The sequence below is a fragment of the Bacteroides sp. AM32-11AC genome (assembly GCF_003603515.1).
Classification (GTDB): Bacteria; Bacteroidota; Bacteroidia; order Bacteroidales; family Bacteroidaceae; genus Bacteroides; species Bacteroides uniformis.
The window spans coordinates 1-21,686 of record NZ_QTNH01000013.1 but is presented as its reverse complement, the minus strand read 5'-3'; the positions used below and the strand labels follow the sequence as shown (position 1 = coordinate 21,686).

The following is a 21,686-nucleotide window of genomic DNA, read 5'->3' as shown; positions in this document are numbered from 1 at the left end:
ACTAAAGGTTTTCTTTTTGGTAATAAAGCACAATCCCGTTTTCATCGCGGAAGGTCTGTTGGGCGACCCTATGAAGCTGTTCTGCCGTCACAGAGCGGTAATTGTCCACTTCACGGTCTATGTCTTCCGCCTGTCCGGTCAGTTCAAACCAGGCAAGATTCGTGGCAACATTCAGATAATTGATGTTGCCGAATATCTGTGTAGACTCAAACTTGTTCTTTACTTTCTCCAATTCTTGTTCTCCAACAAACCCGGATTTCAACTCTTCCAACTCTTTCCGGACAGCAGCCTCGGCTTGCTCCAAAGATACGCCTGCAGATGGTTTTCCACTGATATGCAGCAGTCCGGCATCCCGTGTACCAGAGATATAGGCATCGAGACTGGAAAAGAGCTTCTGCTCCTGCACCAGCCTGCGGGTCAAGCGACTGGAACGTCCATTGCTCAGAATATCCGACAGAATATCGAAGGCATAATAATCGGCATCCTCACGGCTGCACATGTGATAAGCCATGAACAAAGCATCCAGAGGAACATTCCGTTCCACCGTCTGCCGGCGTTCCGCCGTCTGTACAACTTCTTGCGGTAATTGCCTTACGGGCACATTCCTACGGGGAATGGGAGCAAACCATTTTTCTGTCAGCCTAACCGTTTCTTCCCACGAAATATTTCCGGTAACGGCCAGCACTGCATTATTAGGTGCATAAAAACGAAAAAAGAATTCCTTTACCTCGTCCAGCGTGGCATTGGCAATGTGAGAGAGGTCTTTCCCGATAGTAGGCCAGCGATAAGGATGCGTTTGATAAGCCAAAGGACGAAGCAGATGTCCCACATCACCATACGGCTGGTTCAAGCAACGTTGCTTGAATTCCTCCATCACCACCGCACGCTGCACTTCAAGACTTTGCTCACTGAATGCCAGTTCCAGCATGCGGTCGGACTCCAGCCAGAAGCCGATCTCCACATTCGATTTTGGAACCGTCAGGTAGTAATTGGTAATATCATTATTGGTCCATGCATTATTCTCCCCGCCTGCCAATTGCAAAGGAGCGTCATAATCAGGAATATGCACCGAACCTCCGAACATCAGATGCTCGAACAGATGGGCAAAACCCGTATGCTCGGGATGTTCGTCACGGGCACCCACATCATAAACAATATTCAAGGCAACCATCTGCGTGCTGGTGTCCTCATTGTGCACCAACCGCAGACCGTTGTCAAATATCTTTTTGTTTATCTTCATAAAATGGAATGACAGAATCTATCATCAATCTATCACTGTCACTTTTTTAATAACCACATCCTCTTCGGGCCGGTCGTTACGGTCAGTCTTGACCTTCTGTATTTTATCAACAATATCCATACCTTCCAGCACTTCACCGAACACGGTATATGCACCGTCCAAATGTGGAGTACCGCCCACGGTAGTATAAGCCTTCACCTGCTCGGGGGTAAACTTGAACTCCGGTTCCTTGGCAACCTGAGCCTCTGCCTGCGCAATCAAGGAATCTTGCAAATCCATCAGACCGTCCTGGTCATTATTCTTGCGCATCTTGTAGATTTCCTTCATGTGTTTCTGCGCCAACGCGTTGAAAGCATTGTTCAAGCGCATCTGATTCATCTGCTGTTCCATCCCCAGCAAGGTAGAGTCATTATACACTTTTCCGGTCACAATGTAGAACTGGCAGCCGGATGATGCCTTGTCAGGGTTCACCTCATCACCCTGGCGTGCAGCCGACAAAGCACCTTTTTTGTGAAAATACTTCGGATAAACAAATTCGGCAGGAACGGTATAACCCACGTCGCCTGCCCCCAGCATCTTGCCTTTCGGAGCCTTCTTCGATTCCGGGTCACCTGCTTGTATCATAAAGTCCTTGATGACACGGTGGAACAGCGTACCTTCATACGTGCCGTCTTCCACCAGCTTGATAAAGTTATCACGATGTTTCGGGGTTTCATTATACAGTTTCACGGTGATGTCACCCGCACTTGTTTCAATCTTCAGCTTCGTTTCTTTTTCCATATCTTCCTCTTTCTTTTGTCCCGGCTTGCAAGCAGTCAGACCGCAAACCAGTATAGTTAATAATACAATAAGATTTCTTTTCATTTTGTTTTTTATTTAATTTAAGTTTGCAAATATACTAAAATCAGACAAAAGCACTTACCTTTGCCTACATAAAAGAGATAAAAGGCTAAAGCAATGACATCCATATTAATTGTAGAAGATGATATTACTTACGGCATGATGCTAAAAACATGGCTCGGCAAAAAAGGTTTCCAAGTAACCTCTGCCAGCAACATTGCCCGTGCTCAAAAACATATTGAGTCGGAAACCGTAGATTTGATATTGTCTGACCTGCGCCTGCCCGACAAGGATGGCATTGACTTATTGAAATGGCTGGGCGAACACGGCCTGCAAATACCGCTTATCATCATGACAGGATACGCTGACATACAGTCGGCCGTCCAAACCATGAAACTGGGAGCCTGCGATTACATTGCCAAGCCTGTGAACCCGGACGAATTACTGAAAAAAATAGGCGAAGCCTTGAATGCATCATCCTCCGCTTTGAAACAGATGATGCATTCGTCCCGAACAGATGATGCGTTTACCCCAAACAGACCATCCGTTTCACCCAAACAGACGATGCATTCCGACAAGATGAAAAATCAGCCTCTGAAGGGTGCAGAAGGCTCATTGTCCTCCTCCGACTTCCTTGAGGGAGAGAGCGACGCAGCCAAACAACTCTACAATTATGTGAAACTGGTTTCACCTACCAATATGTCTGTACTCATCAATGGTGCCAGCGGAACGGGCAAAGAATACGTAGCTCACCGCATCCACCAGCTCAGCAAGCGTGCCGACCAGCCGTTTGTAGCCATCGATTGCGGTTCTATTCCCAAAGAATTGGCCGCTTCGGAGTTCTTCGGGCACATAAAGGGCGCCTTTACCGGCGCACTGACCGACAAAACGGGCGCTTTCGTCGAAGCCAACGGCGGTACCATCTTCCTGGATGAGATAGGTAATCTGAGCTATGAAGTGCAAATACAGTTGCTGCGTGCTTTGCAAGAGCGCAAGATACGTCCGGTAGGTTCAAACAAAGAGATAAGCGTGGACATACGTCTGGTATCCGCCACCAACGAAAATCTGGAGCAAGCCATCGAAAAAGGGGCGTTCCGTGAAGATTTATATCACCGTATCAATGAATTCACCCTACGCATGCCGCAACTCAAAGACCGCCGTGAAGACATCCTGCTCTTTGCCAATTTCTTTCTGGACCAGGCCAACCGCGAAATGGACAAGCAACTGACCGGCTTTGATGACAAGGCATCCCGCGCCCTATTGGAATATCCCTGGCCCGGCAATCTACGCCAAATGAAAAATATGGTACGCCGTGCAACCTTGCTGGCACAAGGCAAATTCATTACTATCAACGAACTGAATGAACTGAAAGAACCCGCACCGGCCATCATCGGTATCCCTCTCCGCAATGAGGAGGCAGAGAAGCATCAAATCATCGAAGCCTTGCGGCAGACGGGAAACAACAAGAGCCGCGCTGCACAACTGTTGGGCATTGACCGCAAAACGCTGTACAACAAGTTGAAGCTTTATAACATATCCGACTAAAAGGTGTGGAATTATTCCACACTCCCCTCCACACATTCCACACTTTTCCACACTATGCCACACTTTGCATAGAAACATATATCACTAACTATCAGAACATTATCCAACACACACTCTTTCTGGCACACCATTTGACCTATATTAGACGTAAGCAACAAGCGCTACAACAAGCAAGCACTTAGACTTAACAATAAGATATACCAACCTAAAAGCAAATGAATTATGAAAAAATTAGTATTAGTAGCAGCCCTGTTTATGTTTGTTTGTGGCGGAACGTTCTTGGCTCAAGCTAAGGCTCCGGTAGAACAGCCGAGTAAGACAACAACCTTGTCTAACGACACTGTGGTAACGGATACTTTGCAGAAAGCCGAGAACGTCCAAGACACAGCAAAAGTGGCCCAATAACAGTAAGCACACTACAACAAAAAAGCCGTTTCCTCCTTGTCTATTCTGGGAAACGGCTTTTTAAATTGATAGTTGACAATTATCAACTAAGAAATCACCAATGTCTTTCCGGATAAAGGTCATTCCACCATGCCGGACTATCCTGCAGCCAGCGGGCAAACCAAGCCATAATTGAATTGTGCCACAATTCACGTTTTGCATAATCAAGTACAAAATGGTTTTCACCGTCCACGGTAATAAATTCCACCGGCTTGCCCAATATCTTCAGCGCATTATACAACTGGATACTTTCACCGATAGGCACGTTTGTATCTACCGTGCCATGCAGCAACAACAGAGGGGTATTAATCTTGTCCGCATTGAACAATGCTCCATGCTTCGTAAACAAATCGGGATTATTCCAAGGATAGCTATCGGCTGCCGCAACAGAGTTATAGGAATATCCCCAATAACCCTCGCCCCAATAGCTCGTTACATTGCTGATGCCAGCATGCGAGGCAGCGGCAGCAAACATGTCCGTCTTAGTCTGCAGATACATCGTCATGAATCCTCCATAAGAGGCACCCAGGCATCCGATACGTTTATCGTTGACAAACGGATGGGCTGCACAGAATTTCTTCGTACCTTCAATGATCTCATCGGCCGTACGCTCACCCCATGCATTGACATGGCGTGCAGAGAACTCCTGGCCGTACCCGATGGCACCACTGGGCTGGATAACATAAACCACATAGTCACGTGACGCAAACAACTGTGCACAGTACGGGGAAGTTATACCGCGAGTCGTAGGAGTCGTTCCTCCATAATAGTACACGATAAGCGGATACTTCTTGTTCGGGTCGAAAGACGGCGGAAGGCAAATCATTCCCTTTATCTCCGTACCGTCCGAAGCTGTAAAGTTCCACTCTTCCATCTGTCCCAGCTCAATCTTGTCGAGGACGGGCTTCATGGGGTTGGCAAGCAGGGTAGAAACTTTTTTCTTCGTGTCGTACGTATAGGCTACGCCCGTACTGGTGTTTCCTCCACCCACATAGGCAGCCACAACCGGATTGTCATTGGCCAGCGTGAAGGAAGTAATCACATCTTCTTCAAGCGGAAGCATTTCAAAGCCGCCCGTCTTCGGAACATAACGGTATATATGCCTGCAATCCCCATCAGTCGTATCGAAATAGATACATCCGTTCACACGGTTCCACTGCACGGGAGACACTGTAGGATTGAAATCGCGCGTGATAGCCTGCACTTTCTTTGTAGCCAAATCCATAATGAATGCTTGGGTATCAAAGTCATTGGCTATGGGATGTTCACCGCAATTCTTGCCAATGCCTCCGAAAGCAGACGGACTGCCCGTCACCAGAAGCTGCTTCCCATCCGGAGAGTAAGAAGCACTTCCCAGATAAGCATCCCAGGCGACCAGCGTATCTGCCTGCAAGGTGGCCAAATCAATCTCGAAAAGAGAAGAGAGGGAGAAAGGGCATCGAGTGATGTCCGACTTGGAAGTGCTGCACAACAGTTTCTTGCCATCCGGGGAAATATCATTCAGATAGACGTTGTGACTACCGTAGGTCAGACGCTCGGAAAGGCCCGTCGCCACATCGTATTTCATGAGATAATAGCGGTCACGAGAATTGGGGATACGGTCGTCCGGATGCAAGAGACGTTTCAACGGGCCACTCACCTTTTCGCCCTCGTCCGTGAGCATATAAATAAGATAGTCTTCTGTAGGAGACCAGCTGAAATATCCTTCGGGAACATTCTTCAGCAGCACTTCCTCACGCATCGTGGCAGGATCGAACACAACCAGGTCATTCTGCTCCTCGCCCATAACCGTATAATAGAGCTTGTTGCTGTTGGGCATCCAGTTCATCTTTTCATTGGCATTGGGCAATATCACCCGGCCGGTCTTTACCTCGGTCAGCTCACAACGGGTCCTGGAACGCTTCACGTCGTAATTGTCCGAATAGCGGGTCAGCAGATACTTGCCGTTGGGCGAAAGAGAAACCCTGCTCGCTCGGGAGCCGAAATTGGTGTTGAACAAAGAGAAACGTCTCTTCATGTCCGGTGCCATCCGGCAGGCTACATCGGCAAAGTCCTTTTCCTTTTCAAATTCGCATTTCAGCATCGGCTGCATCTTGTCGTCCGCGCTTGAAAGCAACTTGATGACAATCTCATAATCCGCTTCGGGGTCCATACGCAAACTGACAGCCGTAGGACGGACCTGCGACAAGCTGTCCTCCGCTGTCTCCTTGACTTGCTTGGATTCACCGTTTACAAACACCTCAAAACGGGCAGGAGAATATACATTCAGCTTGCCCTTCATGAAACGCTCCGCACGCAGATTGGTAGCAAACAGATAGAACAGATTGTCCTTGTCCGCCTTTGCCACAGTTACATATCCAGCCGTATCAGCAACCATACGTTCGTACCGACCTCCGTCGAAGTCGAGACTGACCTTCGTCTTCAGAAGATTGCCGGTAGTAAACTTGTCTCCCTTGAAGTTGATACTATCGCCCTGGAGGGGAGTGCGCACCGTAACGGCCGGACGCACGTTATACTCAGCAACTCTTTCCTGAGCTTGGGCAGCCAATCCCGCAAGGAGCAGCAAACCCGACAAAACTGTGATTTTCTTCATTACTGTAAGATTAAATCGTTTCAAAACCATTCCATAAATTTCCGGGAGGAACGGGCGCCTCCACTTCTATCAGTTCTTTGGACACCGGATGCACAAAACGGATATACCGCGCATGCAGACAGATGCTGCCGTCGGGATTGGAGCGGGGCGAACCATACTTCAAATCTCCCTTGATGGGACAGCCCATCTTTGCCAACTGACAACGTATCTGGTGATGGCGTCCGGTTTTCAAATCTATTTCCAACAGATAATAGTTCTGCGACCGCCCGATGAGCCGGTAATGCAAAATCGCTTTCTTGCTGCCCGGCACCTCCTTGTCGTATGCATAACTCTTGTTCTGTTTCTCATTTCGCACCAGATAGTTCACCAATTCCCCCTCTTCCTCGCGGGGCAAGTTCTTCACTACTGCCCAGTAAGTCTTCTTCACCTCGCTATTCTTGAACATCTCGTTCAGACGCGACAGTGCCTTACTGGTCTTGGCAAAAACAACAAGACCGCTCACGGGGCGGTCCAGCCGGTGAGCGACACCGATAAAGACATTTCCAGGCTTGCTGTACTTCTCTTTCAGGTACTGCTTTACAGTTTCCGAAAGCGGTGTATCACCCGTTTTGTCTCCCTGAACTATCTCGGAAGCGGTCTTGTTGACTATAATGATATGATTGTCTTCGTATACGACAGTCATCGGTTGTTAATGTTTAATGATTAGTGATTAATGATTAATGACTAACACCCAACTTCTCATTAAACATTAATCACTAATCATTAATCATTAAATTACATATTCATCCCACCATCTACCTGAATAACCTGACCAGATACATAAGAAGACATATCAGAAGCCAGGAAAGTAGCGATATTTGCCACGTCTTCGGGTGTGCCGCCACGACGCAAAGGAATCTTCTTGCACCATTCAGCCTTCACCTCTTCAGACAAGGCGTCGGTCATGGCTGTCATGATGAAGCCCGGAGCAATGGCATTGGCACGGATTCCACGAGAACCCAGCTCCTGAGCGATAGACTTGGCCAAAGCAATCATACCGGCTTTGGAAGCAGAATAGTTGGCCTGGCCGGCATTGCCGTGAACACCTACCACAGATGCCATATTGATAATGCTACCCGCCTTCTGGCGCATCATGATGGGTGTGCAGGCATGGATAAAGTTAAATGCCGATTTCAGGTTGACATTGATAACCATATCCCATTGCTGTTCGCTCATACGCATCATCAGACCGTCACGTGTAATACCGGCATTGTTTACCAGAATATCAATACGTCCAAAGTCCTTATGGATTTCTGCCACTACATTGGCAGTGTCTTCAAAGTTTGCTGCATTGGAGGCATAAGCTTTTGCCTTTACTCCCAAAGCTTCCAATTCTTTTGCCGTAGCCTCGGCATTTTCATCAATCACCAAGTCAGTGAATGCGATGTTTGCTCCTTCTTGAGCGAACTTCAAAGCGATAGCCTTGCCGATGCCGCGTGCAGCACCTGTCACAATGGCTGTTTTTCCATCTAATAATCCCATATTATTTAAAAATTATTTATAAAATGTATCTTACTTCTTTCCCAATGCACCAAGTACCAGACGGGTCACGTAGGCATCGCGTACCGCGTCGTCCAGATTGGCCCCTATATGACCGCGAATATAAGGTGTTTCAATACCTTTGACACTGTAATGCACAATCTCGGCAGTCATATCCAAGTCATCTATCTGGAAAACACCCTTCTCCATACCTTCACGCAGAACCTCCTTGAAAAGCTGGGTCTCTGTAGCATCGAAACGTTTGCGCACTTTCTCCACTCTCCAAATATCCCGAAAGAAATTGGCACGAAGAGTACCATTCCGAAAGACAACCTCTTTTACCGCATCCAGATGAGTGTAAATCATTTCCATCAGTTTCTCGTCCGGCTGAATATCTTTCTCTACCACGTGCTTCATCATATCCGAAAGAATATCCAGCTCCGACTCGACAACAGCCAAGTAGATATCTTCCTTGCTCTTAAAATAGGTATAGAGCGTTCTCCTACCTTTCTTTGAAGCGAGGGCAATATCATTCATCGTGGTATTTTCAACACCCATCTTTGCAAACAGCTGACGGGCAACGTCCACTAATTTAGCTTTTGTCTTCGATACGGTCATAGATTAATTGCACATTGCTTTATTATTTGAGCAAAAGTAAGACATTTCCGCATATCTTACAAGAAAACATTCATTTTATTAATGAACAGCCCTAAAAAGGAAGAAAAAAAGTAGGCTTATTATCGTTCTATTTATCAACATATTACTCATTAAAATCCACTTAACCTCAAAAATATCATGCATTTTATTTGCATATTAAATAAAAAGCCGTACCTTTGCACCCACAAAACAATAACATCGCGGAGTGGAGCAGTTGGTAGCTCGTTGGGCTCATAACCCAAAGGTCATTCGTTCGAGTCGGATCTCCGCAACTACAATGAGGATAAAAGGTTTAAAGGCCGTTTATCCTCATTTTTTTTAATTCCCATCAAGGACAGAAAAAAATGTTTGCGCAAATAATGTTTGTGCAAATTGCTTCCACACTTCCACCTCCTCTCCACATCCCTTTATTCATCGGCATTACAGATGCGGTGGAAGCAACTCAAAAGTGTGGAAGCAAAATTTGCTTCCACACCGTTTCACAAACAGAAATACTGACACCACAAGAAGATAACATGTAGTAACACAAGTTATTAATTTCTTGCATCACATCTTATTTATATCGTACCTGACGAAATCAATATCCTGCAAACACGGTATTAATTCCATCTCCTCCCCCTTCAAATGCAATCAGAACAAATGCGTACAGCCACACAAAGCCAAGACTTCAATACTGTTTTCCTCTGTGCTTTATTCAGAGAATGAAGGTATTTATTACGTCGGACATAAGGAATCAACAGTATGCAACGGCCATGATGCAATCGCCTAACGGCCATCAACAACCCGCTTAACAGCCGTCAGCAGATCGCCGCACGACCATTAGGCGCTGATAAGGCAATGAGTAAAAGGGAACACTCCCCTATACACAAGTAAACAAAGCCCTATATACAACGGATTGAAAGCAGCGGTTTCCCTTAGAATATCCTGATGAAAAGCAACCCCAGCCCGATGGCAACGCCAGTCGAAACAAGTCCGGGAAGCATGAACGAGTGGTTCAGCACATACTTGCCGATACGGGTAGTTCCGGTACGGTCGAAATTAATGGCTGCTACTACGGTGGGATAGTTGGGAATAAAGAAGTAACCGTTTACGGCCGGGAACAGAGCAACCAGTATCATAGGCGAAATGCCCAAAGCGATGCCCAAAGGCATCAGTGCGCGCACAGTGGCGGCCTGGCTATAAAGCAGAATCGACATGGCAAACAAGGCTATCCCGAACAGCCACGGCATTTGCCTCACCACTCCCTCGATGGACTGGGTCAACTGAAGCATGTTTCCCTGAAGAAAAGTATCTCCCATCCAGGCAATGCCGAATATGGCAATCACCGCCTGCATGCCTGCCGGGAAGACGGAGCCTTGCGTTGCCTTCATGCCGTCGGTGCGAGTCAGCAGCAAGATGAGGGCGGCGGCAGAGAGCATCACGATTTCGATAATGGCGGACATGCCGAGTCTCACCGTCTCGCCGTCTATCACGAAGGCAGGACGCAAACTGTCGAACGAACCAAAGAACACAATAAAAGCAGTGGCAAGGATAAAGATAAGCACGGACAAGACGGCATGCCGTTTATTGTGTATATCCTTTATCTCCACCTTCTTGACATCAAGATAGCCTTCGGTCAACCTCTTTCTGTACTCCGGGTCGTCTGCCAGCTCCTTGCCCACCTTCATGGAGAACAAGGCGCCCACAAGTACCCCGATAATGGTAGCAGGAATCGTTATTTTCAGAATATCAAACAAGGTGACATCAAATCCCGCCAGCAACCCAAGCAGTGCGACGGTGGCAGCCGAAATGGGACTTGCCGTAATAGCCTGCTGCGAAGCAATCACCGCAATGCCCAGTGGCCTCTCGGGACGAATCTTGGTCTCCGTGGCAACCTCGGCAATCACGGGAAGCACCGAATATGCCACATGTCCCGTGCCGGCAACAAAAGTAAACAAATAGGTCACAATAGGGCTCAAGATGGTGACCTGCGAAGGATTCTTCCGCAACAACCGTTCTGCCAGCTTTACCATATAATCCAGTCCGCCAGCCGCCTGCATGCAGGATGCGGCAGAAATGACGGCGGCTATCATCAACATAACGTCAATGGGAGGTGATGTAGGCTGCAATCCGAAACCAAACGTCAGAATTGCCAGACCTATCCCTCCCATTACACCTAGTCCAATGCCGCCCAAGCGGGCGCCTATAATGATAGCTACCAATACGAATGCCAATTGCAAGGCCATATACTCTACACTTTTTGATTCATGTGCAAAGATAAGTCATTTCGTATTATGGCTACTCACCTACTTCTATTTTAACTGCTTGTTTTAACTCCACACTCAAAGAGGCATCATCCTTTAACGGTGTCCAGAACACCCGGCGGCATTCATTCTTCTGCAAAAGACAACGATGATAGCGGCTGCCGGACAGATGCTCCGTATCGATATGGAAGGAACCGGTATTGACATCCCAGTCGGCTATCTCGTCCAGATTCAGATAAAGGTTGCGCACTGTGCCGCTGTTGAGATGCAAGCTCTGCGCCTGCGCCGCAAGCGCAGTGACATGGCAATCTTCCAGCCGGGCAAGGTATCGCGTGCGGAAAGAGAGCGTATCGCAACGGAGTCCGTAGAAATTGGTTTCCATATCCTCCACATCTACCACAACCGCTTGTACCTCCGCAGGCAACCGCAATTCCATCCCTTCTGAACGAACCCTTATCCAAATGTCATTCTGAAGATGCTGTTCCAGCTTATCCTCCGGAAAGTCAAAGGTGACGAGCAGGGTATCGCCAACGGAAGTCATCGACATAAAAGCCTCCATATCCCCTGCATAGGAGAAACTGCCCTGCTGCAAAGAGTCTCCGGCAGTTACCTCCAACGGCACTTCCCCGAACGAGAACATACGCTCTGCCTCCACAATACCTTCTTTTTTCTGTTTCCACACCACCGGAGGCTGTGCCAGCTTCAACACCCTGCACGAGGGCAGCTGCACCGTTTTCCGTTCTCCGCCGATTTCCATAAAATTATCTTTCTGAGTGACATTGCGGTCCACCACATAGAACATGAGTCCGCATACCATTGCCACACCGGTAACCAGCATTCCTATCATTATATAAGTCGTTCGTTTCATAACTGTCTTCTTTTATTTTTGTTTCTTGATAAACTCCTGATACATCCCGGACAACTCCTCGGCAGAGATGCCCAGCGTGAAAATCTGCTTGAAGAAATAATCCACTTCCTCCTTCAGAAAATACTCTTTCCTCAACGAGAGAATCAGCTTGCGTGCACCTACCGACACAAAATAGCCGATACCCCGCTTGTTATAAATCACTCCTTGCGTCTGCAAGTAGTCGTACGAACGCATCACCGTATTGGCGTTGACCTCTACCACAGCCGCATATTCCCGTACCGAAGGAATACGTTCTTCCTCCTGATATTGCCCGAGAAGTACCTCGTCGCAAATGCGGTCTGCTATTTGCAGGTAGATGGCCTTGCTTTCCTTAAAGTTCATAGTTACCAGCGATTAATGATTTCGGACTCCTTGAAACGGAAATAGGCAAGCACCCAGTTGAAAAGGGCGAAAAACGAAGTTATAAAAATCAGCCAGCCGCCCGATGCCTCCCTGTCAATATAGGGCTCAGTCATGAAGAAGTTATTAGGCAGAATGGCCTTCAGACACAATACAGCTATCAGGATATATGAAACGAAGATGCAGACACCGGCCGCAAAAGTCTTGATAAGTGCATTTTTGGGCCAGACCGTACTGCCCAGCAGGAAGAAAGACTGTAGGAAAAAGTAGCAGCTCAGGAATATACCCACCACAGCCGGTCCGCTTCCTATCGTCTCATAGAAACGGTTCGTGTTACAGCAGAATTCCCACAACGGAAAGGAGTGAACGACATGCAGCTCCGGGTAGGCCAGAAGATAGAAGACGACTCTTGTCAAGTCCGCCAGCTTGAAAGCTATCAGAAAGACCAAGATAAAGCCGCAGGTAGCCACCAGCCAGCGGGCAAAGAATTTCTCGAACATGGTGGCAGGTGTCATGAGCACAACGGTACGACTCGTCTTGCTTTTCATCCTTTCCATGGCAAACGAGGCGCTAATGCATCCCCAAATGACAAGTCCCCAAAGAAAGAATCTGGACTCAAACTCCCAGATAGGGTCCATGCCCACAGCTCCCGCTTCCAGATTGTGATACTGATAGTATCCATTCCAGACAAAGACTATGGCCAACATTCCGTAGACCATCACCGAGCGGAGTATATAGGTCTTCCAATTCTCCACCATCTCTTTGCGGCATACGTTCACAAAGCGATGCAAACTAAAAAAGGTATCGCGTATCATTATTCATTTGTTTTAGTGTGAAACATTTCCGCTATCTTCCCAGGCTCTGCAAGCACGGCGCCAAACAGCAGTTCAAGATTAATCTCCGATTCCTCACCTTCCGTATTGGGCAGCATCAAGAAATTGCCTTGTACGGAGGGAAGCGTGTACAAGGCAGTCGCAGCCAACTCCCGGTCGTCACTCTCCAAGAAGAACAGCTTACTGCAAATGCTGGCAGTGGATTCGTCCAGCAATACGCGGCTGTTGTCCATAATCAGCACATGGTCCAGTACTTTGTCAATGTCACGCACCTGATGGGTGGAGATAACAATCGTCTTGTCGTCCGACATACCCGAAGCCAGGAATTTACGGAACTGGCTCTTCCCCGGAATATCCAGTCCATTGGTAGGCTCATCCATCAGCAGCAGGGAAGTATTGGTGGCCAGCGCAAAGCTCATGAAGATTTTCTTTTTCTGCCCCATGGACAAGGCTCCCAAATCAGCATCCATATCCATCTCGAAGAAATGCAGGTACTTCACCATGTCTTCCTTGCTGAAACGGGGATAGAACTTACTGTTCAGTTCAATATAGCTGACCAAGGAAATAGGAGGCAGCTCGAACTCCTCGGGTACCAGAAACATGTCCTGCAACGTGACGGGCAACCGGCGGCGCATGTCGGTATCATGATACATCACTCTCCCACGTTTGGGAGCCAACAAACCGCTCATCAGATAGAGCAACGTAGACTTGCCGGCTCCGTTCTTACCCAACAGACCGTAAACCCGGCCGGCTTCCAGCGAAAGTGAAAAATCGCTCAGGACTTCTTTCCGCCCCTTGCGATAACTAAATGAAATGTTTTCTACTTGTAACATACGCTTGGATGAATTAAATATCTTATTGTTTATGTGTATTAGTATAATAGTACACCGCAAAAGTAGACATTCTTTTCAATACGACAAGCGTTTCAAGAAAAAAAATGCTCAGAAAAAGGAACAATTCTATTCTTTGGTTCGAAATTAGCCTCACACGCAAGAAGATTAGGACACTTCTGTATCCATTTAGGACTCTATATTTCCTGCCACTTGCTTTACATTTGCAAAGGAGCTAAAGACATGAATATGAAAAACGAAGAAAAGATTTACCAACTTAACACATACAATATAGCAGAATATACAAGTACGGACTATACCGACAACGATATTGCTATACTTGGAGATTTCAAGAACTTGCTTTTCAACAAGTATTTCAAGTTGAATGCAAACATCTATGTGGTCTGTGTAAAAGGAAGACTGCAGATAAACATCAATACCCAAAAATATGCTATCTACCCCGGTGAGATGCTGATTTGTATGCCCAATATGATTCTGAGCAACTGCACAACCAGTTCCGACTTCAAGGGCGCCATGTTCTGTCTGTCGACCCAGATTACACAGAAGTACCTTCATAAAAGTAGTGACATATGGAACAAGGCTTTCTATATCAGCCAGAATCCGGTGGTACGTATTGACAAGGACAGAGTGCAACTGTTCGATTTATACTATAAGGTGATACGTGCCCGAATGAAACAAGCGGAGCAGCCCTACTACAAAGAAGTCATCAGGTCGCTGATACGCACCATGCTGTATGAGCTGCTGGCAGATTTAAACCAGTTGAGCACCCCTCCCGAAAGCCAAATGGTGAAGCGGAGCAACATTCTATTCAAGAGATTCCTCGACCTGCTGGCCTGCACCGAGGTGAAAAAACGTTCTATTTCCTATTATGCGGGTAAGCTGTGTGTTACTCCCAAATATCTTTCCACCGTCTGCAAAAAGGTCAGCGGAAAGACAGCCTTCGAGTGGATAAACGATTATGTGGTCGAAGACATCAAATATTTTCTGAAGTATTCCAATAAGTCTATCAAGGAGATTTCCGAGCATCAGGATTTCCCCAACATCTCCTTTTTCGGGAAGTATGTGAAGACACACTTAGGCACTTCACCCACGGACTACCGCAAGCAATCACTGCCTCCAAGGGGGACCCTGCAACAAAAAAGGAGGAGCTAAGAATCACTCTCCACTCCTCCCGACACGACAAACAACTAAAATTATTGCTATTTGATGCCGTCCAATGCCTTGTTTGCTGTGGCATTGGTGGGGTCGATAGCCAGAATTTTATTCCAGTACTCTTTCGAAGTAGCATAGTCACTCTTCAACAGATAGTAGTAGCCCAGATAACTGTAACACTCTATCAATGCAGAGTTGTACCTCGGTTCGTTTTTGGCAAGCAGTACGTCCACCACCTTCTCGTAATAAGGTTTCGCCAATCCCTCTGTAGTTTCGGGGTCCATGGCAGAGTGTGTGCGGGCGCGCCACATATCTCCCAAATAACTGTCGGGAGCTTGTTCGGCAACAAGTGCGAACACAGAGTCGGCAGCCTGCAATGCCGCCATGCGGTCGGCAGACTGAACGGAGAGAGTGTCCGAGGACGTACCCTCTCCGTAGTACAGACGCCCTAACTGGAATAAGTTTTCGGACGTCTTTTTATCTTGTGCCAGCGAGTCATAGTACTTTTTATAAGCAGCAATGGCTTGGGTATAGTCGTTTTTCAATTCATAAGCATCGGCAATCTCACGCCACAAATCCACCTGACTCTCATCCTTCTCCAATGCCCTACCATATTCCTCAATGGCCTGGTCATATTTCTTCAGAGCACTCAACAGAGCACCGTGATAGCGGTAATCCAAGCATGAATAATCGGCATTATCCGAAGCATTGAAGAAAGCATCGGCAGCCTTCTCTGCCTCGTCATAACGCTTGAGGTCGACATTGTTGTACATCACAAGCCGGTTGAATGCGGCATGGCGGGCATTCTTCTGCAAACCTTTCTGCGCCACCGCCAAGGATTTCTCGAAGTCGTGGTTCAGGAATAGTGCAAAAGCATATTTCAGGATGTCATCTTCCGTAGCCACGGGAGTATCGATGAACTTGGCATAGGTGTCGGCAGCCTTGCCAAAACGGTTGGTGGCGTAATACACTTCCGCCAGCTCCTTGTCTGCTTCCAGGCAATCCGGAGCTATGGCCTTCAGCTGGTTCAGCTTCTCTATGGCCTGCGAAGGACTGGCAGACTTGTATGCCTGCGCATATTTCAGATACGCATCCTTATAATTCGAATCAAAATAGATGGCTTGCTCATAAAGCTGGCATGCCTTTCCGATATCTTTCCGGGCAAAAGCGATGTCACCCTCGAGTACAGAAACTGCCGGAGCCTTGTTGTCGGCCTTTCTTGCCATCTCCAGATAGGTTTCCGCCTCTTTCAGCTGTCCTACATCCAGATAGGCACGGGCCACGGAAGTCACAAGCTCCACATTTTTCTTGTTCTTGCCCTTCAGCAGTTCTCCGGCTGCGTCGGAAGCCTGCTCCGGATTCGTCTTTATCAGACTTTTTACTTTATCCACCCCCGCCTGCCATTCGGGCACCGGCGTTTGTGCGGCGAGCGTACCTGCAAACAGCATCGCTCCCAAACAAAATACAAATCTACGTTTCATGTTAGCATTCATTTTAGTTATTCATCCTTGACGTTCACCACGCGCACCGGTTGGGTGGCGGGGACCAATCCCGACTTCAATATAATCCGCTGTCCCCGGTCGGAAGCGAGGAAAGAGGCAAATCCCCACGGAAGTGCGCTCCGCGGATCATTCAACAAGGCATAGATGCTGCGTGCCAACGGATAATCACCGTAATACAAATACGCCTGATAGGGTTTGTAACTGTTGTCCGGCATGGCCTTGTCAGCAGCACTGACGGACATCAGCCGCACCTCTTTACTGAAAGAGAGCCCCGTACTGTCATTCCGGTCGCTCAGCCAGTTCACGCCGATAATACCGATGGCATCAGGCGTGCGGGCCACGTAGTCAATCACCTCCCTATTGGTTTTCAACGCTTTCAACTGACTGGAAAGCGGTACACCCTTACAGATGGAATCGACAGCAAAACGTACGGTACTGGAGTTCTTGTTGTCAAACACAAGACTGATATCCCCCAAACGGGAAGCCGGATAGATATCTTTCCACTGCTTCGCATCACCCGTCAGGATGCGGCGGATGTCCTTCACACTAATCAATGAATCCGGATTGCCAAGATGGGTTATCAATGCCAGCCCGTCCGTAGCAATCTTTATCTCCTGCGGAAAAAACTTCCGGCTATTGAAGGAATTCATCTCTTCGGGAGTCAGTCTGCGACTGGTTATTGCCAACCGCAGACTGTCCTTGAGCAAGAGGTTGACGGCATCGACTTCCGTCACATAACGGGGCACAATTCCTGCCAAGGGGAACAGTCCTTCGAACACGTCAATTTCTTCCTGCACAATAGGCTGGAAACTTTCGTCCGCAGCAATTGCAATCACACCGGAGGTATACGTATCCGTTTGTCCGTCCTTGGGCTTGCTTTGGCAGGCAGACAGCAGAGTCAGCAGCACCAGCAAGCCTGAAAGCTGAAGTTGTTTCACCGTTTTCATAACACACACACTTATTGTAATCTAAACATCACCGGTATCGTATATTTCACCGATACGGCCTTACCATTCTGCTTGCCGGGAATCCATTTGGGCATGGACATAATCACACGGACAGCTTCTTTATCCAGATAGGGGTCTACACCTCTCAGCACTTTCACATCACGCACCTTGCCGTCGGCACCTACCACAAACTGGCAGGTTACACGCCCTTGCGTACCGTTTTCCTGGGCAATGGTCGGATACTTCATATTCTTGCTGATGAACTGCATCATCTCGGCCTGACCACCGGGGAACTGGGGCATCTGCTCTACCATATCGAAAACTTTTTCAGGTTCCGGTTCGGCCTGCGTCACCACTTGTTTCAAGTCGGCGATGTCCTTGCCGTGTTCCTCGTCATTACCTTTCACGTCGGCAATGGAGATGGCAACTTTCGTTTCCGTCAGTTCTGTCTGGCTTTTTATTTCATCCTCGTCCCTCACTTCCTCATCCTTTTTGATGACGGGAGCGGTAAACTTAATGGAGCTTTTCAATGCAGGCGGCGGTGGGGCCACGGGCTCTATCCGCTTCATCTCTTCCTGCTTCACTTCCGGTTCTTCCAGCTGCGAAAGGGTAGTCACTTCGGTCATCACCTCTTTCTGTTTGGGGGTAGCCATCTTTATCAGCGTAGGGATACTGAAACCTATCAATGCAATTACAATTACCAGTATCACGGCAATGTTGTGCCGTCTGGGAGAGGTCTCACGCATCTTATAGGCTCCATATGCTTTGTTCTTACCACTGAACACGAGGTCACACCATGCTTGGGAGCTTAAATCTACTTTAGCCATATTCTTTCCTTTCTTTGGGTGTTACACATCATTCAGCAATGTTCTGGGACAATTCGCCCTTGCTTTCGTAGTTCTTCATCAAGAACTCGTCGGCTTCGGCAATATCCGTTATCACATACTTACCTATATTACATATCTGCATTTCATCGAGAGCATCAATCAGATTCTTGTACGAAGACTTATCGGTAGCCTTGATGATGACTGTCGGCGTATCCTTTCCGCTTTTTATCTCGGAAAGCTGTTTCCGGTAGTCATCCTCTGATATCTTAAGATCCAGTTTCTGCTGCTTCAGTCTGTTCACCTCGTTCACAGCAACTCTATTACGTTGCAGAAGCATTGCCCGCAGACCATCCGCCTGATAGGTAGTTTCCTTCAGTGAAGTATAGTCCTTGTAGTTAGGTTCCCCTTCGTAATAATACAACTTGTTGTCATCCCCCAGCAACAGCGTGATGGCTTGGGAAGCCTTGACTTTGGTCTGCTGCTCCTCGGTGATGGTCTTGTCATTGCTCGGCATGCTTATCTCCATGGTCTGAGGTTTGCTCAGTGAGGTACAAAGCATAAAGAAGGTAATCAGCAACATGTTCATGTCCACCATAGGTGTAAAGTCCACCCTGACAGTCATTTTCTTCTGCTTGCTTTTTCCACCTTTCTTGTTGCCGCTTTCTTGTATTTCAGCCATAATGTTTCCTTTCTTGTTCTACTTGTAACTCGTAGCTTGTCACTCCTCACTTGTGGTCTTCAGAGAAGTAATCAGGTTGTACCGGTTCTCTCTGAGGTCCTGAAGTGAGTTCATCACATTTTTTATTACGGAATAAGGAGTATTGGCATCTGCCTTGATGGCAATGCGCAAATCACTGTTCACTGCACGGGCGTTGCGTACCCAGGCCTTGAACTGATTGTCAATACTGTCTGTCGGTATCCCCTCATTCTTCAATACAGCATCTTGCTGGTCTTGCGGCAAGTCGAGGTATTTCTTCATACTCTTCATCGGCACACCAAAGGTAGACGCCAGCATGAATTTTTTAGTTTCCTCCGGAGTGAAAGTCACTCCATACTCCTGCCCCATAGCTTCCAGCACTTCGCGCAAGTCGGACTGCTTGTCCAGACTCATAAATACTTTTCCGCTCGGATCGACCAATATCTGGAGTACATTTGTCTCCGGAATCTTAATCTCGGATACAGAGGCGGGAGTCGTTACTTGTACCGGCTCTTTCTTCACGAACGTAGAAGTCAGCATGAAGAAGGTCAGCAGCAGTACAGTTACGTCACTCATCGCCGTCATATCGATGAACGTACTTTTCTTTTTTATTTTCGCTCTGCCCATAATCGTTTCATTGAAAATTAAAATTGAGAATTCATTCGTTGAATAGATAATAGAAGCCTACGTCACAGCGCAGCTCCAACTATCAGCAGTCAACTATTTATGGGTAGCTGCAAAAGTCTGCACGATGGAGAAACCAACCTCATCGAGGCTGTAAGTCAACTTGTCAATCTTGTTTGTATAATAGTTGTAGGAGATAACGGCCAATGCACCGGTCAAGATACCGAAGGCAGTATTAATCAAAGCCTCGGAAATACCTTGCGACAGAGCCATGGAGTCGGCTGAACCTCCGGCTGCAAGAGCGGCAAATGAACGGATCATACCGATAACCGTACCAAGCAATCCCATCAATGTACCTAAAGTCGTGATGGTACCAATAATAGGAAGATTCTGCTCCATCATCGGCAGTTCCAGCGCAGTGGCTTCTTCCAATTCCTTCTGGATGGCAAGCAGTTTCTGGTCTTTGGACAGCTCTGTGTCATTCTCCATCTCGGCATACTTCTTCAAAGTGGCATTTACCACATTGGCTACAGAACCACGTTGTGAATCGCAGATTTGTTGTGCCTTCTTCATATCACCTTCAGCCAAGGCTGCTTTGATGTTAGCTACGAATTTCACCAATGACCCCTTACCAAAGGCAGCGCCAATGGCAATATAACGTTCAATACTCAGTGCGATGACAGTCAGCAAAAGCGTTTGAATTACAGGAACAATGAATCCACCTTTATAGATGGTACCGAGGAAGTTACCCGGCAACGGATGGTTGTTCGGGTCGTTGTTCATAAAGTTGGAGGGATTTCCCAACACAAAGTGAAAAATAAGCACGGCGATGATAAAACAGATTACGATTACCCAACCGGCGGATCTGATGCCTTTAAAAGAGGCTGCTTTTTTTTGAGTAGTTTCCATGATGAAAAGTTTAATTGTTGGTATTTAAATAGAGTTTTGAAAATAAAGCATAGGGATACGACTTCCCGCTTACGAACCGATAGGGCGTAATCATCCTTGCAACCTTAACTAACATATATGTACACTAAAGGTCACCTGCCTTCAGTCTCTTCAAGACAATAAGGAGAAAAAGGGGGAAATCAATAAGAAGAAAAGTTGGCTAAATCAAAATCCGCCGAAGCGTATAAATATAGTAATCACTGCCCGTCAATGCATAGTACGGGTCTTTATCTGAGTAGTATAATTTAGAGCGGCCTTGCACGAGTAGATTCTCGTGGTTGGATAACATCAAAAGAATGTTTCTGAGGAAAAGATTGTCTTCAATCACCCTGCGCAAACGCTGTTGATGAGAAGAGTAAGTTTCGGAAACCGGTTTGTTTCCCAGTTCGACATCCGTAGTCCATGCGAACTTGGTATTCGTGAACAATGAATTCTTCTTGTCAATACTATTGTCGGAAGTAGAAGAACATGAAGATAAAGAAGCGGAAACTTCAGCAGTTCCGGCCATTCTGTCATCCACCTGCACCAGGTCAATGGCTTTACCGCTAATGCTGCAAGTCAACATCAGTAGCATGCATATCCAGAATGTCTTTACAGTTGTTTTCATGTCGTCTAATGATTCTACAATAAATAACAGATGTCTCTCTTATTTGTTTTACAGCTATGTTACTTTCTTTTGTAAAAAGATTAAATTATTCACTGATTAAAGGATTTACTATACCTTTTAATACACTGTAAAGGTACGAAGAATATATGAAATACGAAAGTGGAAATAGGATATAAAATACTGATTTAAAAGTTTTTAATCATTCATTTAGCACCTTAATTCGGGAATTAATCTGATGAATATATGATGAATAATTATATATAATAAGGTATAGTGATTAGCGGTAGAAACGGAATGTTAGAGGAGAGGTATATAAAACGAACAAAGCCTCCGTATCCTTATCAGACACGG

General features: G+C 46.9%; 21 protein-coding genes and 1 tRNA gene. 4 read left to right on the top strand and 18 right to left on the bottom strand.

Annotated features, from left to right (window positions below; genetic code table 11):
- Position 1: 1 nt before the first annotated feature.
- Both DW800_RS14590 and DW800_RS14585 read right to left on the bottom strand, forming a co-directional pair.
- A complete protein-coding gene (locus DW800_RS14590) occupies positions 2-1,240 on the bottom strand; it encodes a M16 family metallopeptidase (RefSeq protein ID WP_005828590.1) in 1,239 nt (412 codons plus the stop codon).
- A 24-nt stretch (positions 1,241-1,264) separates the two neighbouring features.
- Positions 1,265-2,104, bottom strand: a complete 840-nt coding sequence (locus DW800_RS14585; protein WP_009037268.1) for a peptidylprolyl isomerase — start codon at positions 2,102-2,104, stop codon at positions 1,265-1,267.
- 93 nt (positions 2,105-2,197) lie between these two features.
- Between DW800_RS14585 and DW800_RS14580 the strand changes: the two genes are divergently transcribed.
- Positions 2,198-3,625 carry a sigma-54-dependent transcriptional regulator gene (locus DW800_RS14580; RefSeq protein WP_008665943.1) on the top strand — a complete coding sequence of 476 codons (1,428 nt, stop codon included), beginning with the start codon at positions 2,198-2,200 and terminating at the stop codon, positions 3,623-3,625.
- Between the two features lie 222 nt (positions 3,626-3,847).
- Positions 3,848-4,030, top strand: coding sequence for a hypothetical protein (locus tag DW800_RS14575; RefSeq protein ID WP_005828596.1), 183 nt, complete (start codon positions 3,848-3,850; stop codon positions 4,028-4,030).
- A 94-nt stretch (positions 4,031-4,124) separates the two neighbouring features.
- Here DW800_RS14575 and DW800_RS14570 read toward each other — a convergent pair whose 3' ends face one another.
- The 4 genes from DW800_RS14570 to DW800_RS14555 all read right to left on the bottom strand — a co-directional run bounded on the left by DW800_RS14570 (position 4,125) and on the right by DW800_RS14555 (position 8,798).
- Positions 4,125-6,662 (bottom strand): prolyl oligopeptidase family serine peptidase, encoded by a 2,538-nt coding sequence (locus DW800_RS14570; protein ID WP_057256648.1) that lies wholly within the window; start codon positions 6,660-6,662, stop codon positions 4,125-4,127.
- A 10-nt stretch (positions 6,663-6,672) separates the two neighbouring features.
- A complete protein-coding gene (locus DW800_RS14565) occupies positions 6,673-7,344 on the bottom strand; it encodes an RluA family pseudouridine synthase (protein ID WP_005828600.1) in 672 nt (223 codons plus the stop codon).
- 92 nt (positions 7,345-7,436) lie between these two features.
- Entirely contained in the window at positions 7,437-8,183 is a 747-nt protein-coding gene (gene fabG, locus DW800_RS14560; RefSeq protein ID WP_005828602.1) for a 3-oxoacyl-[acyl-carrier-protein] reductase, read from the bottom strand.
- 30 nt (positions 8,184-8,213) lie between these two features.
- A complete protein-coding gene (locus tag DW800_RS14555; RefSeq protein ID WP_044469214.1) occupies positions 8,214-8,798 on the bottom strand; it encodes a TetR/AcrR family transcriptional regulator in 585 nt (194 codons plus the stop codon).
- A gap of 238 nt (positions 8,799-9,036) precedes the next feature.
- On the opposite strand from DW800_RS14555, the gene DW800_RS14550 reads away from it, so the two are divergent.
- Positions 9,037-9,109, top strand: a tRNA-Met gene (locus DW800_RS14550).
- 642 nt (positions 9,110-9,751) lie between these two features.
- Here DW800_RS14550 and DW800_RS14545 read toward each other — a convergent pair.
- Genes DW800_RS14545 through DW800_RS14525 form a run of 5 tightly spaced genes read right to left on the bottom strand, consistent with a single transcriptional unit; the run spans position 9,752 to position 14,013 of the window.
- Positions 9,752-11,062: an anaerobic C4-dicarboxylate transporter family protein gene (locus DW800_RS14545; protein ID WP_005834895.1), complete on the bottom strand. Its 1,311-nt coding sequence runs from the start codon at positions 11,060-11,062 to the stop codon at positions 9,752-9,754.
- Positions 11,063-11,114: 52 nt separating this feature from the next.
- Complete coding sequence (locus DW800_RS14540) at positions 11,115-11,948, bottom strand: hypothetical protein (RefSeq protein ID WP_044468186.1); 834 nt, start codon at positions 11,946-11,948, stop codon at positions 11,115-11,117.
- Positions 11,949-11,960: 12 nt separating this feature from the next.
- Positions 11,961-12,329, bottom strand: a complete 369-nt coding sequence (locus tag DW800_RS14535) for a GntR family transcriptional regulator (protein WP_005828614.1) — start codon at positions 12,327-12,329, stop codon at positions 11,961-11,963.
- Positions 12,330-12,331: 2 nt separating this feature from the next.
- Positions 12,332-13,162: a hypothetical protein gene (locus DW800_RS14530; RefSeq protein WP_005834893.1), complete on the bottom strand. Its 831-nt coding sequence runs from the start codon at positions 13,160-13,162 to the stop codon at positions 12,332-12,334.
- On the bottom strand, positions 13,162-14,013 hold the full coding sequence (locus DW800_RS14525; protein WP_005828621.1) for an ATP-binding cassette domain-containing protein: 852 nt from the start codon (positions 14,011-14,013) through the stop codon (positions 13,162-13,164). Before DW800_RS14525 ends, DW800_RS14530 begins: the two co-directional genes overlap by 1 nt.
- Positions 14,014-14,259: 246 nt before the next feature.
- Between DW800_RS14525 and DW800_RS14520 the strand changes: the two genes are divergently transcribed.
- The gene (locus DW800_RS14520) at positions 14,260-15,183 is read left to right on the top strand and encodes a helix-turn-helix domain-containing protein (RefSeq protein ID WP_008665930.1); all 924 of its coding nucleotides are present in this window, start codon (positions 14,260-14,262) and stop codon (positions 15,181-15,183) included.
- A gap of 47 nt (positions 15,184-15,230) precedes the next feature.
- Here the strand turns inward: DW800_RS14520 and DW800_RS14515 are convergent, their stop codons facing one another.
- The 7 genes from DW800_RS14515 to DW800_RS14485 form a co-directional block, all read right to left on the bottom strand.
- Complete coding sequence (locus tag DW800_RS14515) at positions 15,231-16,676, bottom strand: tetratricopeptide repeat protein (RefSeq protein WP_117703578.1); 1,446 nt, start codon at positions 16,674-16,676, stop codon at positions 15,231-15,233.
- Between the two features lie 5 nt (positions 16,677-16,681).
- Complete coding sequence (locus tag DW800_RS14510) at positions 16,682-17,632, bottom strand: PstS family phosphate ABC transporter substrate-binding protein (RefSeq protein ID WP_005828635.1); 951 nt, start codon at positions 17,630-17,632, stop codon at positions 16,682-16,684.
- An 11-nt stretch (positions 17,633-17,643) separates the two neighbouring features.
- Positions 17,644-18,459, bottom strand: coding sequence for an energy transducer TonB (locus DW800_RS14505; RefSeq protein ID WP_005828639.1), 816 nt, complete (start codon positions 18,457-18,459; stop codon positions 17,644-17,646).
- Between the two features lie 28 nt (positions 18,460-18,487).
- Positions 18,488-19,138: an ExbD/TolR family protein gene (locus DW800_RS14500; protein ID WP_005828642.1), complete on the bottom strand. Its 651-nt coding sequence runs from the start codon at positions 19,136-19,138 to the stop codon at positions 18,488-18,490.
- Positions 19,139-19,177: 39 nt separating this feature from the next.
- Positions 19,178-19,783 (bottom strand): ExbD/TolR family protein, encoded by a 606-nt coding sequence (locus DW800_RS14495; RefSeq protein WP_005828648.1) that lies wholly within the window; start codon positions 19,781-19,783, stop codon positions 19,178-19,180.
- A gap of 93 nt (positions 19,784-19,876) precedes the next feature.
- The gene (locus DW800_RS14490) at positions 19,877-20,689 is read right to left on the bottom strand and encodes a MotA/TolQ/ExbB proton channel family protein (protein WP_005828650.1); all 813 of its coding nucleotides are present in this window, start codon (positions 20,687-20,689) and stop codon (positions 19,877-19,879) included.
- Between the two features lie 199 nt (positions 20,690-20,888).
- Positions 20,889-21,335 (bottom strand): hypothetical protein, encoded by a 447-nt coding sequence (locus DW800_RS14485; protein WP_005828652.1) that lies wholly within the window; start codon positions 21,333-21,335, stop codon positions 20,889-20,891.
- Positions 21,336-21,686: the final 351 nt, after the last annotated feature.